The sequence below is a fragment of the Flavobacterium bizetiae genome, assembly GCF_024271895.1.
Classification (GTDB): domain Bacteria; phylum Bacteroidota; class Bacteroidia; order Flavobacteriales; family Flavobacteriaceae; genus Flavobacterium; species Flavobacterium bizetiae.
Genome location: NZ_CP091861.1, coordinates 3,188,348 through 3,205,657 on the forward strand (window position 1 = coordinate 3,188,348; position 17,310 = coordinate 3,205,657).

General features: G+C 32.7%; 19 protein-coding genes. 8 read left to right on the forward strand and 11 right to left on the reverse strand.

Translation table 11 applies throughout. From position 1 onward, the window contains the following. Positions 1 to 17 precede the first annotated feature (17 nt). The 4 genes from L0669_RS13850 to L0669_RS13865 all read right to left on the reverse strand — a co-directional run bounded on the left by L0669_RS13850 (position 18) and on the right by L0669_RS13865 (position 3,334). Positions 18 to 512, reverse strand: a complete 495-nt coding sequence (locus L0669_RS13850) for a TlpA family protein disulfide reductase (RefSeq protein ID WP_173972903.1) — start codon at positions 510 to 512, stop codon at positions 18 to 20. Positions 513 to 930: 418 nt separating this feature from the next. Continuing rightward, positions 931 to 1,374, reverse strand: coding sequence for a hypothetical protein (locus L0669_RS13855; RefSeq protein WP_263758285.1), 444 nt, complete (start codon positions 1,372 to 1,374; stop codon positions 931 to 933). 229 nt (positions 1,375 to 1,603) lie between these two features. After that, positions 1,604 to 2,704 (reverse strand): BT_3928 family protein, encoded by a 1,101-nt coding sequence (locus L0669_RS13860; protein WP_173973083.1) that lies wholly within the window; start codon positions 2,702 to 2,704, stop codon positions 1,604 to 1,606. An 87-nt stretch (positions 2,705 to 2,791) separates the two neighbouring features. Continuing rightward, positions 2,792 to 3,334, reverse strand: coding sequence for a DUF1599 domain-containing protein (locus tag L0669_RS13865; RefSeq protein WP_173973082.1), 543 nt, complete (start codon positions 3,332 to 3,334; stop codon positions 2,792 to 2,794). 212 nt (positions 3,335 to 3,546) lie between these two features. Between L0669_RS13865 and folP the strand changes: the two genes are divergently transcribed. Genes folP through L0669_RS13880 form a run of 3 tightly spaced genes read left to right on the forward strand, consistent with a single transcriptional unit; the run spans position 3,547 to position 5,661 of the window. Then, complete coding sequence (folP, locus tag L0669_RS13870) at positions 3,547 to 4,371, forward strand: dihydropteroate synthase (protein WP_263758287.1); 825 nt, start codon at positions 3,547 to 3,549, stop codon at positions 4,369 to 4,371. Between the two features lie 40 nt (positions 4,372 to 4,411). Beyond that, the gene (locus L0669_RS13875; protein WP_263758288.1) at positions 4,412 to 5,041 is read left to right on the forward strand and encodes a toxin-antitoxin system YwqK family antitoxin; all 630 of its coding nucleotides are present in this window, start codon (positions 4,412 to 4,414) and stop codon (positions 5,039 to 5,041) included. Next, positions 5,038 to 5,661 carry a hypothetical protein gene (locus tag L0669_RS13880; RefSeq protein ID WP_263758289.1) on the forward strand — a complete coding sequence of 208 codons (624 nt, stop codon included), beginning with the start codon at positions 5,038 to 5,040 and terminating at the stop codon, positions 5,659 to 5,661. Before L0669_RS13875 ends, L0669_RS13880 begins: the two co-directional genes overlap by 4 nt. Before the next feature lie 13 nt (positions 5,662 to 5,674). Here L0669_RS13880 and rlmH read toward each other — a convergent pair whose 3' ends face one another. The 7 genes from rlmH to L0669_RS13915 form a co-directional block, all read right to left on the reverse strand. Beyond that, positions 5,675 to 6,148, reverse strand: coding sequence for a 23S rRNA (pseudouridine(1915)-N(3))-methyltransferase RlmH (gene rlmH / locus L0669_RS13885; RefSeq protein ID WP_029269532.1), 474 nt, complete (start codon positions 6,146 to 6,148; stop codon positions 5,675 to 5,677). A gap of 170 nt (positions 6,149 to 6,318) precedes the next feature. Next, positions 6,319 to 6,621, reverse strand: coding sequence for an antibiotic biosynthesis monooxygenase family protein (locus L0669_RS13890; RefSeq protein WP_263758291.1), 303 nt, complete (start codon positions 6,619 to 6,621; stop codon positions 6,319 to 6,321). Between the two features lie 50 nt (positions 6,622 to 6,671). Beyond that, positions 6,672 to 8,084 (reverse strand): amidohydrolase family protein, encoded by a 1,413-nt coding sequence (locus L0669_RS13895; RefSeq protein ID WP_263758293.1) that lies wholly within the window; start codon positions 8,082 to 8,084, stop codon positions 6,672 to 6,674. A 249-nt stretch (positions 8,085 to 8,333) separates the two neighbouring features. Next, positions 8,334 to 8,618: a GNAT family N-acetyltransferase gene (locus tag L0669_RS13900; protein WP_263758294.1), complete on the reverse strand. Its 285-nt coding sequence runs from the start codon at positions 8,616 to 8,618 to the stop codon at positions 8,334 to 8,336. Between the two features lie 6 nt (positions 8,619 to 8,624). Next, positions 8,625 to 9,020 (reverse strand): OsmC family protein, encoded by a 396-nt coding sequence (locus L0669_RS13905; protein ID WP_263758295.1) that lies wholly within the window; start codon positions 9,018 to 9,020, stop codon positions 8,625 to 8,627. A gap of 3 nt (positions 9,021 to 9,023) precedes the next feature. Continuing rightward, positions 9,024 to 9,905 (reverse strand): pirin family protein, encoded by an 882-nt coding sequence (locus L0669_RS13910; RefSeq protein ID WP_263758296.1) that lies wholly within the window; start codon positions 9,903 to 9,905, stop codon positions 9,024 to 9,026. A 422-nt stretch (positions 9,906 to 10,327) separates the two neighbouring features. Then, a complete protein-coding gene (locus tag L0669_RS13915) occupies positions 10,328 to 11,428 on the reverse strand; it encodes a DNA alkylation repair protein (RefSeq protein ID WP_263758297.1) in 1,101 nt (366 codons plus the stop codon). A gap of 348 nt (positions 11,429 to 11,776) precedes the next feature. Between L0669_RS13915 and nadC the strand changes: the two genes are divergently transcribed. From nadC to priA, 5 genes are all read left to right on the forward strand, one after another. Beyond that, the gene (gene nadC / locus L0669_RS13920) at positions 11,777 to 12,634 is read left to right on the forward strand and encodes a carboxylating nicotinate-nucleotide diphosphorylase (RefSeq protein WP_263758298.1); all 858 of its coding nucleotides are present in this window, start codon (positions 11,777 to 11,779) and stop codon (positions 12,632 to 12,634) included. 81 nt (positions 12,635 to 12,715) lie between these two features. Then, on the forward strand, positions 12,716 to 13,636 hold the full coding sequence (locus tag L0669_RS13925) for a YihY/virulence factor BrkB family protein (protein ID WP_173973071.1): 921 nt from the start codon (positions 12,716 to 12,718) through the stop codon (positions 13,634 to 13,636). 4 nt (positions 13,637 to 13,640) lie between these two features. Then, entirely contained in the window at positions 13,641 to 14,069 is a 429-nt protein-coding gene (locus L0669_RS13930; RefSeq protein ID WP_173973070.1) for a DUF2147 domain-containing protein, read from the forward strand. Positions 14,070 to 14,083: 14 nt separating this feature from the next. Continuing rightward, positions 14,084 to 14,830, forward strand: a complete 747-nt coding sequence (gene bla-B1-FLAV, locus L0669_RS13935; protein ID WP_263758299.1) for a subclass B1 metallo-beta-lactamase — start codon at positions 14,084 to 14,086, stop codon at positions 14,828 to 14,830. A gap of 29 nt (positions 14,831 to 14,859) precedes the next feature. Beyond that, positions 14,860 to 17,310, forward strand: coding sequence for a replication restart helicase PriA (gene priA, locus L0669_RS13940; protein WP_263758300.1), 2,451 nt, complete (start codon positions 14,860 to 14,862; stop codon positions 17,308 to 17,310).

The following is a 17,310-nucleotide window of genomic DNA, read 5'->3' on the forward strand; positions in this document are numbered from 1 at the left end:
TTGCCATTTGCTGAATTTTATTTCAGGCTTTTTAAAGTTTCATTGATTTTATCAAAATCCTTTTCAATGGCACGATACAATACAATTTTTCCTGTTTTATCAACGATGATATATCTCGGAATCCAGTCTAAATCAATTGCTTTTCCAAAAAGGCCTTTCATACCATCATTCATCATAAAATGATCACCTTTAAGTTCGTGTTTTTCAATTCCTGCTTTCCATTTATCAGCTGTTTTATCAGCAGAGATAAATAAATACGAAACATCAGGATTATTTGCCTGAAGTTCTTTTAATTGTGGCATAGCTTTTACACAATCACCACACCATGAAGCCCAAACCTCGATTACCAAAGTTTTACCTTTGTATTTTTTTAAAATGTTTTTGAAAGTAACTTGACTTTCATCAGTTGCTAATAATTTTTCAGACAAAGCTTCTTTAGAAAAACTTGTTTTCTGAGCTTGCGAGCATGAAAATGTTATAAATGCAATTACAACCAGGGCTAATTGTTTCATACGTAGATACTATTTGTTTTTTTAATTCTAATTGAGATCATCTTATTACTTTTTATTTTTCTGATTTAGAATCCTAAAGATTTCAGGTAATAAATGATCATCAACAAAGTTAAACAAACAAATTGAATGAGAAATGGAGATTAACAAAAATTGAACAGTCGCTTATTTTATAACAAAAGACAAAAATTAGGTTAAAAAACAGAGAGTGAAATCGTAATAGTAGAGTGGTGAAATACGAATTTTGATGTATTTTTTGATTTATTCAAAAAATGTAGCGTAAAAAATATTGGATTTATTTTAAAATCGTGTTGTTTTGGATCAAAAAAACGGCTGGAAAAAGTGTTTTTTAGAAAAGAAATTACGCGTCTTTTTTAGTCAAGAAAGATGAAAATAATATTCGTAATTTTTGTTTTTTTAGTTAGTCAAGCGATGCGAGAATATTATAAACTCCGGATGTCTGATCTCGTTTAAATACTACATTGTTAATTTCGACATTTTGATATTCAAAATCCAAATCCTTTTTGACTAAAATGGCATCGACATGAAGTTCAAAAAGACTTTTGTCATCTATATTAATAGAATAATTGATGTTTTCGCTGTCTCTCCCTACGTTTTCGAGCACGATAATATCCAAATCATTATCTGATATAAATTGATGTTTTACAACGTCGTGAGAATCCAGATTTTTTACAATAATTTTTTGAGGATCATATTTTTTGCTGGTGAATACATTTTCTCCTGTAGTTTTATCTAAAATCTGAAAAGCAAAAGTTTCCGGCGCTGTGAGATTGTCGGTAATATCAGCTTCACTATTACATCCAATCAATAAAAAAAGAAATACGAGACTTGACAATTGTTTCATAGCTATAGAATTTAAATTAAACAATTTCTAAGATTAACAAAAGGTACGGCTTATAATTTAGATTTTTAAAACAGAAGATGTTATTTTAACGTATTTTTTAGTTTAAATTATACTTGCAATTAGTCCTGTTTTGTTCGTTTAATCGCATTCTGGTAATGTACATATCAAAAAAAACACCAATTCAACTTATAGAAGAATTGGTGTTTTGTAAATTATAATGATCTGATTTTTATAATTTCAAATCCTTAATATCGTTGTAATGTACTTTCTGAACTACGGTTCCGTTGTGTAAAGCCACAATGCTTGGGTTGGCTCTTTCTACGGTTTTTAAAGCCGTTGCATCACAAAAATAGAAATCAACATTTAAACCATATTGTTTCTTCGCTTTTGCAATTTCTTCTGCTCCAGAAGCTGTCATGGCAATTACTTTATATCCTTTTGCTTTTGCTTCTTTATTTACAGCCTCTAACTTTTTCATTCCGTCAGGATTAGATAAAGCCAGATCATAAGTTACGAAAATTAGTAATTTAGGTTCTTTTAATAATTCTTCTTTATAGTCAGAATCATCTTTTACCATTGTAAAATCGTGAATTGGCGGAATATAACCTTCTGTAATTACTTTATCTTTTCTGTCAACAAAAGTGGCTCCTTCAGGAATATTTGCTAAATCTTTTTCGGTAAATTCTTTATCAACACCATTTACTTTGTAGATAAAAATCATCTCAACCACAGATTTTGGCGCGCCTTCAGGAATTTCCATTCCTTTTTCGATATTCGTTCCTACTTTATAAGGACGAAAATCTTTGATTGGATTATGATTTAAAACCCAAACTGCCATAAAAATGCATAAAACCACACTTGCGTAAGTGATAATATTGGTAACAGCACTTGAAAACAAAGGTTTTACTAAGTTTTTATTGATGAATAAAATCAGAATAAAGAATAATAAAACAATATCTTTTGTGAAGGATTGCCAAGGTGTTAAATGCAATGCGTCTCCAAAACATCCGCAATCTTTTACAACATCAAAATAAGCAGAGTAGAAGGTAAGGAACGTGAAGAAAACAATTAAAAGTAATAATGCCCAAATGGTAAGTTTTGATTTGTAACCAACCAATAACATAACGCCCAAAACAACTTCAAGAATTACTAAAAAGATCGCTAATCCTAAAGCCAATGGCTCTAAAAATGGCATATTAAAAACCGGTTCGCTAAAGTATTCTGCTAATTTATAAGAGAATCCAACAGGATCATTCAGTTTTATTAATCCGGAGATAATAAATAATACTCCGACAAATAATCTTGAGAATTGAGTAATGATGTTTTTCATGTCAAATATTTAATATTTAAAATCCCAATTTTTTAAATTCCAAATTCCAATTTTACGGTTGGAATTTGGAATTTTATTTTTTGGAATTTATTTGTTTATAGGTTCAAGGATTAAAGCAAAAACAGAATAATTAATCATATCCTGATAATTAGCATCAATACCTTCAGAAACTAAAGTTTTACCTTTGTTATCTTCAATTTGCTTAACGCGAAGTAATTTTTGCAGAATCAAATCTGTCAATGAACTTACGCGCATATCACGCCACGCCTCGCCATAATCATGATTTTTGGCTTCCATCAACTCTTTGGTCAGCTTAACTTTGGCATCGTACAATTCGGTTGCTTGTTCTACGCTTAAATCAGGCTGATCTACAACACCTAATTCTAACTGAATCAAAGCCATAATCGAATAATTGATGATCCCGATGAATTCTCCTTTTTCATCTTCATCAACTTTGCGCACGTCGTTTTCTTGTAAGCTTCTGATTCTTTGTGCTTTTATGAATATCTGATCCGTTAGCGATGGCAATCGTAAAATTCGCCATGCACTACCATAATCTTTCATTTTATTGATAAATAAAGTTCGGCAAACCGTAATTACATTATCAAATTCAAGGGAAGTATTCTTCATTTATTGCTGTATATTTGCTAAAATTTCTTCAAAAATAAGGATAATTTTTTAAGAGTTTCAAGTTAAGGTTTTCTTTGTTTCAAGTTTTTTCTAAACAAAGTGTTAATGGCAATAACCTGAAACCGTAAAATGAGATAAAATTTTCAAGTTTCAAGTTTTAGAACTTGCGCAATCTGCATTAACCTGAAGCCTGAAACAAAAAATAAAAACAAATGCTAATTAACTGTAAAGGCCAACTTATAGATTTATCGATTCCTAAAGTAATGGGAATTTTGAATGTTACACCAAACTCCTTTTTTGATGGAGGAAAATATAAAAACGAAGAGGAAATAATTTCTCAGGTAGGTAAAATGTTAGCTGAAGGCGCAACATTTATAGATATTGGAGCTTACTCAAGCAAACCAAGTGCTGAGTTTGTTACTGAACAAGAAGAGATTGAGCGAATTGTTCCTGCGATAGAATTAATTTTAAAGCATTTTCCGGAAGCTTTATTGTCTGTTGATACTTTTAGAGCTGAGGTTGCAAAAGCGAGTATAGAAAGTGGCGCAGCGATTATAAATGATATTGCAGCAGGAGAATTAGACGATAAAATGTTTGATGTAATTGCTGATTATAATGTTCCGTATATCATGATGCACATGCGAGGAAATCCGCAAACGATGCAAAGCCTTACAGAATATGACGATATTGTAAAAGAAATGTTGTTTTATTTTTCTGAAAAAGTAAAGCTGGCAAGAAGCCTCGGAATCAACGATTTGATTTTAGATCCCGGTTTTGGATTTGCCAAAACAACCGATCAGAATTATGAAGTTTTGCAAAAAATGGAACTTTTTAATTTATTAGATTTACCTGTTTTAGCCGGAGTTTCGAGAAAATCAATGATTTATAAAACTCTAAATAATACAGCGCAAGAAGCTTTAAACGGAACTACAGTTCTCAATACAATTGCTTTGACAAAAGGGGCGAAGATTCTTCGGGTTCATGATGTAAAAGAAGCGGTGGAATGTGTTACTTTATTGACTAAGATGAATTTTTAGTCTATGAGATTTAGATTTTACAGGTGAAAAACTAAAGATTATGAGAAAGCAATTGGTATTTTTAATTTTAATGTTTTTTAATGTTTTTTTTGTTTTTAGTCAGGACGTAGGTATTGTAAGGGAATTTGATTTTGTCTATCCGGAAAATATTGAGGAACCAAGTGAACTTTGGCCAAATCAAAAAATATTTAAAGATTCATTGAATAATGGGATATGGATTGCTTATAGTAAGTATGGCGATGATTACTGTATTTTTGAAGTGAAAAACAGAACAATTGAAGGGACTTTTTTCTACAAATATCCTAATGGACAGAATAAATGGAAAGTCGAATACAAGTCAGGTAAAAAAGTTGGTGTTTGGCAAAGATTTTCTGAAAATAATATAATTTTAGACGAGATTCCGTACGAAAATGATTTAGCGAATGGTCAAATTAGGAAATATAATAATGGAATATTATCGGGTTTTTTAGATTATCGCAATGGTGTTGAAAATGGAAAATTTGTTGGGTATCATGAGAATGGTAAGTTGTCATTTGATGGGACTTTTGTAGATGGAAAAAGAGAAGGCCAATTTTTTAATTATGATAGTGATGGTTTTTTATATTTAATTGAATTTTATAAAAATGGTGAAATGAAAAAGAAAAAAATAATAAAAAGAAAAAAAATATGAAATACTTTACTCTAATTATCGCTTTCCTTCTTTTTTCATGTGAAAAAAAAGAAGACGTTTTACTTCCAAAATCAAACGTTTCTATTGTGAAAGACGTTCAGGATCATTCGCCAATTTATATTTTCTTTAAAACAGAAGGAAAAGATACCATTGCCGATGTAAACAGAAAGAACAGTATTATTTCGACCAATTGGCTTTTTAATATCGACAAACGTTTGCCTTTAAAATTGGTAATTCCGGAAGTAATGAAACTACAGGAGAAAAAACGTGCTGATAGCGCCCACAAAAACGAAGATGCCGAAAACTATTATTCGTATGCAGATTCTATCGGGAAAAACTTAGCCTTTTTACCTTTCACGAAAGTGTATTATAAAACAGAGAAACCTAAATCAGAAGGATTGACTTTGTTTTTTAAAAAGAATCAAACGGTTGAAGTAAACCAACAAGTTCTTAAAAAAGAAGAATTACTCAATTACATTGCAAGTCTTGATTTTGCAGTTAAACCAAAAATGCAATTTTGTTTTGATAAAAATATGAGTTTTGATGCATATATTCAGAATAAGATTTTAGTTCAAAAATTAGAATCTTTTGCAGAAGTGACAGAAGAATATATCTTTTAAACTGAATACTTTTTTACTGATGATGGTAAGGTTCATTTCTTAAAATCGTAAAACCTCTATACAATTGTTCGATAAAAAACAATCGAACCATTTGATGCGAAAAAGTCATTAACGAAAGTGAAATTTTTCCTTGCGCTTTGCTGTAAACGGTATCTGAAAACCCGTAAGGACCGCCAATTACAAAAACAAGAGTTTTGATTCCGGAATTCATTTTCTTTTGTAATTCTTCAGAGAAACCAACGCTGGAGAAGTTTTTTCCGTTTTCATCCAATAAAATTAATTGATCAGTTGGCGTTAATTTGGATAAAATCAATTCGCCTTCTTTTTCCTTTTGCTGACTTTCAGATAAATTCTTTACGTTTTTAATATCCGGAATAATTTCCAGATCAAATTTGATGTAAAACGACAAACGTTTGGTATAATCGTCAATCAAAGTTTGAAGCGATTTATTATCTGTTTTGCCTATGGCGATAAGTTTGATATTCATATTTATTCTTTATTTTTTGCTACGACTCGATCGATAGTGAACAGGCAAAGCAATTGCACGAATTTGCACGAATTATTTTTTTGCCACAGATTAAAAGGATTAAAAAGGATTTTTTTAGTTTATTTTTAAATTAATCTGTGAAAATCTTTTAATCTGTGGCAAAATATTTTCTATTTTTTATTCTCAAAAACAGTTTCGAAATGTTCTACAACAGGAAACGGTTCGTAATAATGATGTAGGATTTTTTTCCATTCCAGATAAGATTCAGAATTCCTGAAACCTACAGTATGATCTTCAAGCGTATTCCAGTCTACCAACAAAAGATACTTGTTTTCGACTTCAAGACATTTCTCTAAACGATGTCCTGAATAGCCATCAATCGACGAAATGTATTGACTTGCTTTTGCGAAATCAGCTTCAAATTGAGTTGATAACTCTGGTTTTATATAAAGAAATACGGCTTCTAGAATCATAATATATCGTTTGCAAACCTGACAGGTTTTAAAAACCTGTCAGGTTTCGTTTAGTTGTTAAACTTAGCTTCAAAAGTTTTGAATCTGTTATCAAGATCTTTAATTAGTTGTTTTTTTACTGATGCATCCTGAATAAAACTATAATTGATGCTGTTGTAAACATATTGTTTTATTGTAGCGTACGAAACGTCAGGATATCTTTTGGCCAGTAAAACATATTGTTCTGTCATGTTGGTTCTTAAAATTCCCGCATCATCAGTACTGATAACAATTGGTACATTAAATTCTTTGTAAAGCGTAAACGGATGTCTGTTTTCTTTTACTTTCAAAATGAATTCGTTACTTGTTAAGTTAATCTCAATCGGAATGTTGTTTTTTGCCATGTAACGCAACAAATCATATGAATTTGCTTCGTAGGCAATGTCAACTCCGTGACCAATTCTGTTAGCTCCTGCAACATGGATCGCATCGTTTATATGCCAGGTTAGATCTTCGGGCTGAACTAATCCTAAAGTTAATTCTCCTGCGTGAAGCGTGTATTTTACGTCTGGATATTTAGAGTGACAATATTTAAACATGACCATATGCAACCAATAATCTTTCATCGAATTTTCGCCGTGTTCCGGAGAAACGATGTTAACGCCCGCAACCAATTTACTGTCGTTTGCAGAGATAAAAGCGATCGCAAGGTTTTTGAATAAATCTACCGGATCCATAAAACGAAGCACAAAATTTTGATAACGCATGGTAAAACGATTGTCATCAATTTTTAAGTCTTTATGAAGTTTGGCAATAAAATTAGTATTGAAATCTGCAGCATATTTTTTAGCATCTTTCTTTTGAAGCAATTTATACAATTCGTCTAAAAGTTTTAAAACAGCTTTTTCATCTTTTTGAGCTGCTGCCTGACGTAGTTTTGTATTGAAATCAGTTAAATCGGCAACATTCATATCACACGGAATCGTTGATAATTGTGTTTCTATATAACTTACATTTTCAGCAAGAGCACGTTTTTTTAATTCAAGCATTCCTTCTGCAAAATGGCCTGCGATAGTAGATTCAAATTTCATAAAAGAATCAAAAAACTGATCGTCAGAAGGAACAGCACCATTATAATCTTTAACAGACCAGGTCTGCATAATTTGCTGCTCGTAATACTCTAGTTTTTCTTTTTCTTTAAGAGATGAAAATCTTTCCCAATTGCCTTTTTCAGGTTTTGTTTTAGAAACCGCCATAGTTTCTAAATTTAAATAAAAATCTTCTGCAATGGCTCTTTCTAAAAGAGCTTCTGCATAAACTGATCCTGAAAAATGATGGTGTAAATCGCCGCCTTTTGGCATTTGTTGAAAGAAAGCTGTTAAGAGAGCTTCGTTATTTCTGTTCTTTTGTAAATAATTTTCAGCCGTTTGAGAAAAGCCGATTTGTGCTATGAAAAAACAGAAAAGTGTAATTATCCTCGTCATACTCTAAGTTTAAATTACATGCAAATATACAAGTTTCTGGCGAGATTTTAAAATTGATTTTTACAGTGGCTGATTTTTTACCGCAAAGAACGCAAGGTTTTTTTATCTGCAAGACTTAATATAAACACAAAGTTCGCAAAGCTTTACCTAAAAACTTTGCGAACTTTGCGTATCCCGATAGCTATCGGGATTGCGTGCTTTGCGGTTAAAAAAAACTTAGAACCTTAGCATCTCAGAACCTCAGTACCTTTAAGAAAAAAGTACATCATGAATTTCTTCAACCTTATCAAAAACGCTTTTAGCAAAAGGACAAAGCGGAATAATTTTTAAATTATTAGCTCTGGCATATTCTACAGCGGCCATAACTAGTTTTTTACCAACGCCTTTTCCATTAAACTCTTCGTTTACTTCGGTGTGGTCAATAATGAATTTTGAATCTCCAGCCCAGGTATAAGTCATTTTTCCTGCTTGTTTTCCGTCTTCTACAGCTTCAAAATAGCCTCTTCTTATATCGTTTATTTGTTGAATTTCCATGATAAGTTATATTAATGTGGTTTTGATTTCTATTGAATGTGTTAATGTTTTGTGTATCGGGCAACTGTTGGCAATAGTTTCTAATCGCTGTCTTTGCGTTTGGTCTACTTCGCCAATAATTTCGATTTTTCTGGTAAATAAAGAAACGTTTTGGTTCGAATCCCTTTCAAAATCAACTTTGATATTGATTTCAGAAACGTCCCATTGTTTGCGATTGATGTACATTCTTAAAGTAATTAGCGTACAGGAAGCTAATGACGAAGCCAAAAGTTCTGACGGATTAAATCCTAAATTTTTACCTCCCATTTCCTGAGGTTCATCGGCGATTACAATGTTTCCGCTGGCTGATTTTATTTCCGTTCGATACAAACGTGTATCTATTTGTGCTGATATTGTTTCCATATATTATTTAATTCTTGGTTCAGGTAATGGCACAAACTCAGTTTCTCCCGGAACTTTTGGGAAAGTTTGCTCTGTCCAGTCTTTTTTTGCTTTTTCGAGAAGTTCTTTGTCTGAGGAAACGAAATTCCAAAAGATAAAATGTTCTTCAGGAAACGGAGTTCCGCCAAAAATATAAACGGTAGAATTTTCAGAAATTTCGAACTCACATAAAGTACTGTCGTTTGTAATTAAAATTTGTTTTGGATCGTAAACATGTTCACCGCTTTTAATACTTCCTTCCAGAATATACAAACCGCTTTCGCCAAATAAATGATTGCCAATGTTTATTTTTTTAGCTTCGGTACTTTTGATCTCGATAAAATATAGCGGACTATAAACCGGAACCGGTGATTTTTTGCCAAAAGCTTCTCCGGCAATTAATTTATATGAAACACCATTTTCTTCCCAAGCCGGGATATCATCTGCTTCAACGTGAGTGAAATTAGGTTCCATTTGCTCTAATTCTTTTGGTAAAGCAACCCAAATTTGCAATCCGTGAAGCATTTTGTCTGAATGTCTTAAATATTCAGGCGTTCTTTCAGAATGTACGATTCCTTTTCCGGCGGTCATCCAGTTTACGGCGCCTGGTTTTATTTCTAATTCGGTTCCTAAACTATCGCGGTGCATAATGCTTCCTTCAAACAAAAAAGTCAAAGTCGAAAGTCCGATATGCGGATGCGGCGGAACATCCATATTTTCATGATCACTTAAATGTGCAGGTCCCATATGATCAATAAAGACAAATGGTCCAACAGCTCTTTTTTCACGGAAAGGCAATAAACGGCCTACCATAAAGTTGCCAATATTGGCAGCGCGTTCTTCGATAATTAAACTAATATTTGACATGGTTATTTTGATTTGATTTGAAAACAAAATTACAGCAGGAATAGAAATCTGTAACTTAATTTAGATTAAGAAAAGTTGTTTTTTGTATTATTTATAAAAGTAAGGAAAATGTGGAATAATTCAAATTCATTTATTTGATGTGGTAATTTGGACGTTTTGTCATTTCGACCGAAGGGAGAAATCACACTAGAAATTCCGTAAAGAGAATCTCCAATCTTTGTAGAGTTACGAGTGTGATTTCTCCCTTCGGTCGAAATGACACACTAGACGAAAATATTATTACGACACAGATTTTCCTAGCCCCGATAGAAGTGGAAATCCTTTTGTGGCGGTGTTCGCCACAAAAGATTGGAACGTATAGCGGGATTAGCTCCTGAAAATAAAAATACTACAGCAATTGAAATGACAAAACTGCGAGAATTTTAATCAATAAGTTCAAATTCCAGTGCTTCGCTTTCAGTTCCGTTAATGATAATTGACAATTGATGTGTTCCGGTATGGAAAACACGAGTCGTAATGATTTTGAAAGATTGATTGCGATCGACTTTTATTAGTTGATTGGGCTGATAGGTTTTCTCGCTGATTTTGAAGACTTTTTTAGCCAAATGTCCTTTTGCTTTTTTATAATGAACGGCGTATTCTAAACGAACGGTTTTGGCTTCGTTGTTTTTATTGTTTAAGTGAAATTGAAACTGAAGATAATCTCCAATTTTTACCACAGGCGTTTTAATTTCAAAATTAGAAAGTTCGATATTTGTGCTTTCTAAACCGTAATGACTTAAAATTTCAGGATGTCCTTGCTTTAATAAAGTTCGCACGCCATGTTTGATTATTCCGTCAGTTTCTGGGCTTTTTCCACGCCATTTTCCGGCAATTTCTAATACGATTTGAGAATTGTCTTTGGCGATATCGTTCAGATTGTTGGCAACGCTTCGGCGCACATATTCTGAAGGATCGTTTTTCAGGTTTTCTAAAATAGGCAGTATAGAAGTTGGATCTTTCTTTAAATACGGAATCGCCATAGCCCACGGTAATCTTGGTCGGCTTCCTTCGCTGGCTAATCGGCGAACGTGATGATTTTCGTGTAAAGACCATTGAATCATTTCGTCGATCATTTCTTGTTGGTATTTTAAAACGAAAGGACGAACGGCAAATTCGCAACTGATAAATTGAGTGATGGAAACAAAGGCTTTTGCCGAAGTTTTAAAATCGTCTAAACCATAGGTTTCGATATAATCAGCAAAGAAGATAAAGGCCAAATTGCCATCTGTAAAATTATTTTTCTTTAAATTTTCGATGATTTTATCAATTAGAGAAACGGCTTCGGGAAAATTTTGAGGCATAAATTGATGTAGCACAATTGTGGTGTGTTTCATGCGTTCTTTCCATTCTTTTTGGGCAAAATCGCCTTCGTAAATGGTTTCAATAAATTTTTGCTTATCGAAAGTTGGATGCACTTCGGCCACAGCCTGACCAAATTTTTCGTAAAAAGTAACCGAGTAAATATCTTTAATTAAGCCCATGATTTTGTTTGATTGAACCTCAAAGGTATTTAATGTTTCTAATAAAAATTATAGATTTTGAATGAAATTTTAAACACATAGAAACATAGAATTTAATGTTGTATAGTAAAGGTGCTAAAAAAAAATCTAGATTTTTAACACATAGCGGAGCGCATTGGCTATGTGAATTAATGCAAGTGAAATGCTTCTTTAACGAATTCGAATACTATGTTTCTATGTGTTAAAAAAAAGATGAGTTTTACCTGTAACTTAAATTAAAATTTCTAGTCTTACTATTTTTTTGGAGATGGTTAGCTTTCAAATCCCCAAAATATATCCTACTTTAGCATCTTATAAAATTTAATAAAAATGATTAGCGAAGTACAATTTCAAAGTGAATTACAACTATTAATTAGCAATGCAATTCGTGAAGATGTAGGCACAGGCGATTATAGTTCATTGGCGTGTATTCCGGAAACGGCGCATGGCCAGGCTAAATTATTGGTAAAAGATCAGGGAATTATTGCGGGTGTTGCACTTGCAAAAATGATATTTGAATATGTAGATGCAAAGCTAAAAGTTAAGACTTATATAGAAGACGGAACGCATGTAGAATACGGCGATGTAGTTTTTGAGGTTTCAGGAAGTTCACAATCTATTTTAAAGTCAGAAAGAGTGGTTTTGAATACGATGCAACGTATGTCTGCAATAGCTACAAAAACAGATTATCTGATGCAGCTTCTGGAAGGTACAGGCGCTAAAATATTAGATACGCGTAAAACGACTCCCAATTTTAGAGTTGCAGAAAAGTGGGCTGTAAAAATAGGAGGTGGCGAAAATCACCGATTTGCTTTGTATGATATGGTGATGCTAAAAGACAATCATATCGATTTTGCTGGCGGAATTACTTTAGCAATTAAAAAAACGAAAGAATATTTGAAGGCGAATAATTTAGATCTTAAAATTATTGTTGAAGCCAGAAATCTGGATGAAATTCGAGAAATCCTTTTAAGCGACGGAGTACACAGAATTTTGATTGATAATTTTAATTATGAAGATACTAAAACAGCGGTTCAGTTAATTGGTGATAAATGCCAAACGGAATCTTCTGGAAATATCAACGAAAAAACGATTCGTGAATATGGTTTATGTGGTGTAAATTATATTTCATCTGGTGCTTTAACGCATTCGGTTTATAATATGGATTTGAGTTTAAAAGCGTTTTAATAAGAAGTTATGAGTTGTGAGTTATGAATTGTGAATTTGAAATAATCTAAAATCTTAACTCAAAAATCTAAAATTATAAATATGTCTCAAGAGATAGAAGATCGGATTGAAAAGATTCCTGTAATACGTTCTCTTGTCCGATTATTAAAGAGAATAAAGTTGCCTTGGCTGGAAGGTTTTTCGTTATACGATTTACTCGAAATGTATACGATTGGTATTATCGATGGGGCATTTTCGTACCATGCGAGTGCGGTTTCTTTTAGTTTTTTTATGGCATTGTTTCCATTTACTTTGTTTATTCTGAACTTGATTCCGTTTATTCCTATAGATAATTTTCAGGGCGATTTTTTGCAGTTTGTGCAACAAAGTGTTCCGCCAAATACATACGATGCTATTAATAAAATTATTAGTGATATTTTAAATAATAGTCATTCGGGATTGTTGTCTTCCGGTTTTTTGCTTTCTATTTTTTTGATGGCAAACGGTATTAACGGGATTCTAAGCGGCTTTGAATCTTCGAAACATGTTTTTGATAAACGAGGCTGGTTTAGTCAATATTTAGTGGCACTTGCAATTTCGCTTGTTATGACCATTATATTGTTTGTAACGGTGGCTACAATTGTTGTTTTTGAGGTTTTAATTCAAAAAACAATAATTCAGGATGTGTTGAGTGATCGTATTCCGCTAATTATTTTGGGTCGATATTTGTTTGTTGTATTAATGATTTTGATAACAACTTCAATATTATTGCGTTATGGTACTAAGCAATATAATAAAGTGCCTTTTATAAGCATTGGATCTGTTTTTACAACCATATTAATTGTTATATCTTCGTTCTTTTTTGGGATTTGGGTTATAAAATTCTCAAAATACAACGAACTTTATGGTTCAATTGGGACATTATTAATTCTAATGTTTTATATTTGGATAAACTGTATGATTCTGCTTTTAGGATTCGAATTGAATGCTTCTATCAGAAAATTAAAACAAAAAAACAAATAATATTATGAAAAATTGGATGTTAACGATTGGTGTTTTTTTCTTTGCATTGAGCATTCAGGCTCAAAGTGTTATTGGAAAATGGAAGACAATTGACGATGAAACCGGAGAAGCAAAATCTGTTGTCGAGATTTACGAAAAATCAGGAAAAGTATATGGTAAAGTAGTAGAGATACTTCGTGCCGATCATAAAAAAGATGTTTGTACAAAATGTGAAGGTGCAGATAAAAACAAACCAATTTTAGGTTTAAATATCATTAACGGTCTTAAAAAAGATGGTGATGAGTATAGCGGAGGAACCATTTTTGATCCTACAACCGGTAAAAAATACAAATGTTATATTACTCTTGAATCTGCTGATAAATTAAAACTTCGCGGATATATTGGAATTTCTATTATGGGAAGAACGCAATACTGGACAAGGGTTAAAAATTAATTACATACAATAAAATGCGAAAGTTAGCATCAATACTTTTGTTCTTAGGAATATTGTCCAGTTGCTTTGGACAATCTAAGAATTCGCCATTAAAAATAAGTCATCTTACAGGTGACTTTTATGTTTATAAAACTTTTCATGATTATAAAGGAACTCTGATTTCTGCAAATGCATTGTACCTTGTTACTAATAAAGGTGTTGTGCTTTTTGATGCGCCTTGGGATAAAACCCAGTTTCAGCCGTTGTTAGATAGTATAAAAGCAAGACATCATAAAGATGTTGTGATGCATTTTGCAACGCATTCTCATGAAGACAGGGCAGGAGGTTTGGATTTTTACAGACAAAAAGGAATTAAAACCTATACTATAAAATTAACGGATGAGATTCTCAAGAAAAATAACGAAAAGAGAGCTCAATTTGTAATTCCTAATGATACTACTTTTACGGTTGGTCACCATACTTTTGAAGTTTATTATCCGGGAAAAGGCCATGCTCAGGATAATATCGTAGTTTGGTTTCCTAAAGAAAAAATACTTTACGGAGGTTGTTTTGTAAAAAGTACCGAAGCAAAAGATTTAGGTTATTTAGGCGATGCCGATGTAAAAGATTGGGAAAAATCAATAAAAAAAGTACAGGAGAAATTTAAAAATCCTAAATATATCATTACTGGTCATGATGACTGGAAAGATCTGAATTCTTTAAAACATACTTTAAAATTAGTTAAGGAATATAATGCTGCAAAAGCTTCAGATAAAAAATAATCCTTGAAATCTTATAATAAAATATCCGCATGTTTTTTGTCGAAGTTGTTTTACCGCTTTCTTTAGCCAAAACCTTTACTTATCGTATTTCTGAGGCCGAATTTCATTTCATAAAAAAGGGAATGCGCGTTGCTGTACCTTTTGGTAAAAGCAAAATATATACGGCGCTGGTAATTGATATTCATCAAAACGAACCAAGTTTGTATGATGCTAAAGAAATTCATCAAATATTAGACGAAAGACCTATTGCAACCGAAATTCAGATTAAACACTGGCTTTGGGTGGCTACTTATTATATGTGCGGAATTGGCGATGTATATCGCGGAGCTTTTCCTAGCGGATTATTGCTTGAAAGTGAAACTGTAGTTTCGCATAAACCGGATACGTTGGTAAATGATTCTGAACTTTCTGATGACGAGTTTTTAATTTACGAAGCATTACAACATCAGAGTTCGCTTAAGGTTGGGGAGATTGCTTCAATTTTAAACAAAAAAAATATTTTTCCGATTCTTCAAAAATTAATGACAAAGGACATTATTGTTTTAGAAGAAGAAATGAAAGAAAGTTATAAGCCAAAATTGGTTCGGTACGTAAAACTACATGCCAAATACGAATCTGATAATGGTTTAAATGAACTATTAGAAGTTTTAAAAAGCGCTAATAAACAGAAGGAAATTGTTCTGGCTTATTTTCAATTAATGGCTTCTGAAAAGAAACCTATTACGGTAAAAAAGCTGGTTGAGGTTTCGGATTCAACTTCTGCTACGGTAAAGGCTTTAATCGATAAAGAAATTTTCGAAGAATATCTTTTGCAGCACGATCGTATTTCGTTTTCCGGACAAGCATCTGAAAAGCAATTATTGTTGAGTGAAGCTCAGAATAGTGCTTTTGAATCGATTAAAACTAGTTTTTTAGATAAAGAAGTTTGCTTACTTCACGGTGTTACATCCAGCGGAAAAACAGAAATTTATATCAAGTTGATTGAAGAGTATTTGGTAACAGGAAGGCAGGTTTTGTATTTACTGCCAGAAATTGCGCTTACGACTCAATTAGTATCGCGTTTACGACTTCATTTTGGAGATAAAGTTGCTGTTTTTCATTCTAAATACAGCAATAACGAAAGGGTTGAGGTTTGGAGGCAAACGCTTGAAAATGCTGAAAAAGCTCAAATCGTAATAGGAGCAAGGTCAGCTTTGTTTCTTCCTTTTAATAATTTAGGATTATTGATTGTTGATGAAGAACATGAGCAAACTTTTAAGCAAACTGATCCGGCACCAAGATATCACGCCAGAGATGCGGCGATTGTTTTGGCTAATTTTCATAATGCAAAAGTGCTTTTAGGATCGGCGACACCAAGTATCGAAACGTATTTTAATACCCAAACAGACAAATACGGTTTGGTTACGCTGTCTGAACGTTATAATAATGTTCGAATGCCTGAGATTCTTTTAGTCGATTTAAAAGACAAACATTTCAGAAAACGAATGACGGGTCATTTTAGCGATATTTTAATAGAAGAAATTGCAGAAGCGTTGTCTTTAGGTGAACAAGTGATTTTGTTTCAAAACAGACGTGGATATTCTCCTATAATAGAATGTATGACTTGCGGGCACGTTCCGCATTGTCAGCAATGTGATGTGAGTTTGACTTTTCATAAACATAAAAATCAATTGCGTTGTCATTATTGCGGATATGCAATCGCAAAACCAACGCATTGCCATAGTTGTTCGAGTATTGACTTAACTACAAAAGGTTTTGGTACAGAGCAAATCGAGCAGGAATTGGTATCACTTTTCCCAAAAGCCAAAACCGGCAGAATGGATCAGGATACAACCCGCGGAAAGTTTGGTTTCGAAAAGATAATAGATTCGTTTAAAAATCGTGAAATAGATATTTTGGTAGGAACACAAATGCTTGCCAAAGGTTTAGATTTTGATAACGTAAGTCTGGTAGGAATTATGAATGCGGATAATATGCTGCATCATCCCGATTTTAGGGCTTTTGAACGAAGTTTTCAAATGATGACACAAGTGGCAGGAAGGGCCGGAAGATCAGAAAAACAAGGAAAAGTGGTTATACAAACTTATAATCCTAATCATAATACAATTCAGCAAGTTACAAACCATAATTATATAGGTATGTATAAAGAGCAATTGTATGATCGCCAAATTTATAAGTACCCACCTTATTTCAGGATTATTAAACTAACGCTGAAACATCGTGAGTTTGATAAATTGAAGGAAGGTTCGATGTGGCTGTATCAGGTTTTGAGTCAGAATTTGGGTATTCCTGTTTTAGGACCTGAGGAACCGGCGATAAGCAGAATCAGAAATGAGTACATCAGAACGATCCTGATTAAGATTCCTCAGAATATGCCTTTGGGCGGAACAAAAAAAACTATTCAGAAAATGTTGAATAGTTTTGAGGCTGTTGCTCAGTACAGAGCTATAAAAGTGATTGCCAACGTCGATTTTTATTAA

Coding starts and splice junctions, on each gene's coding strand:
- L0669_RS13850 (WP_173972903.1), bottom strand. CDS start 512: ATGAAACAATTAGCCCTGGTTGTAATTGCATTTATAACATTTTCATGC.
- L0669_RS13855 (WP_263758285.1), bottom strand. CDS start 1,374: ATGAAACAATTGTCAAGTCTCGTATTTCTTTTTTTATTGATTGGATGT.
- L0669_RS13860 (WP_173973083.1), bottom strand. CDS start 2,704: ATGAAAAACATCATTACTCAATTCTCAAGATTATTTGTCGGAGTATTA.
- L0669_RS13865 (WP_173973082.1), bottom strand. CDS start 3,334: ATGAAGAATACTTCCCTTGAATTTGATAATGTAATTACGGTTTGCCGA.
- folP (WP_263758287.1), top strand. CDS start 3,547: ATGCTAATTAACTGTAAAGGCCAACTTATAGATTTATCGATTCCTAAA.
- L0669_RS13875 (WP_263758288.1), top strand. CDS start 4,412: ATGAGAAAGCAATTGGTATTTTTAATTTTAATGTTTTTTAATGTTTTT.
- L0669_RS13880 (WP_263758289.1), top strand. CDS start 5,038: ATGAAATACTTTACTCTAATTATCGCTTTCCTTCTTTTTTCATGTGAA.
- rlmH (WP_029269532.1), bottom strand. CDS start 6,148: ATGAATATCAAACTTATCGCCATAGGCAAAACAGATAATAAATCGCTT.
- L0669_RS13890 (WP_263758291.1), bottom strand. CDS start 6,621: ATGATTCTAGAAGCCGTATTTCTTTATATAAAACCAGAGTTATCAACT.
- L0669_RS13895 (WP_263758293.1), bottom strand. CDS start 8,084: ATGACGAGGATAATTACACTTTTCTGTTTTTTCATAGCACAAATCGGC.
- L0669_RS13900 (WP_263758294.1), bottom strand. CDS start 8,618: ATGGAAATTCAACAAATAAACGATATAAGAAGAGGCTATTTTGAAGCT.
- L0669_RS13905 (WP_263758295.1), bottom strand. CDS start 9,020: ATGGAAACAATATCAGCACAAATAGATACACGTTTGTATCGAACGGAA.
- L0669_RS13910 (WP_263758296.1), bottom strand. CDS start 9,905: ATGTCAAATATTAGTTTAATTATCGAAGAACGCGCTGCCAATATTGGC.
- L0669_RS13915 (WP_263758297.1), bottom strand. CDS start 11,428: ATGGGCTTAATTAAAGATATTTACTCGGTTACTTTTTACGAAAAATTT.
- nadC (WP_263758298.1), top strand. CDS start 11,777: ATGATTAGCGAAGTACAATTTCAAAGTGAATTACAACTATTAATTAGC.
- L0669_RS13925 (WP_173973071.1), top strand. CDS start 12,716: ATGTCTCAAGAGATAGAAGATCGGATTGAAAAGATTCCTGTAATACGT.
- L0669_RS13930 (WP_173973070.1), top strand. CDS start 13,641: ATGAAAAATTGGATGTTAACGATTGGTGTTTTTTTCTTTGCATTGAGC.
- bla-B1-FLAV (WP_263758299.1), top strand. CDS start 14,084: ATGCGAAAGTTAGCATCAATACTTTTGTTCTTAGGAATATTGTCCAGT.
- priA (WP_263758300.1), top strand. CDS start 14,860: ATGTTTTTTGTCGAAGTTGTTTTACCGCTTTCTTTAGCCAAAACCTTT.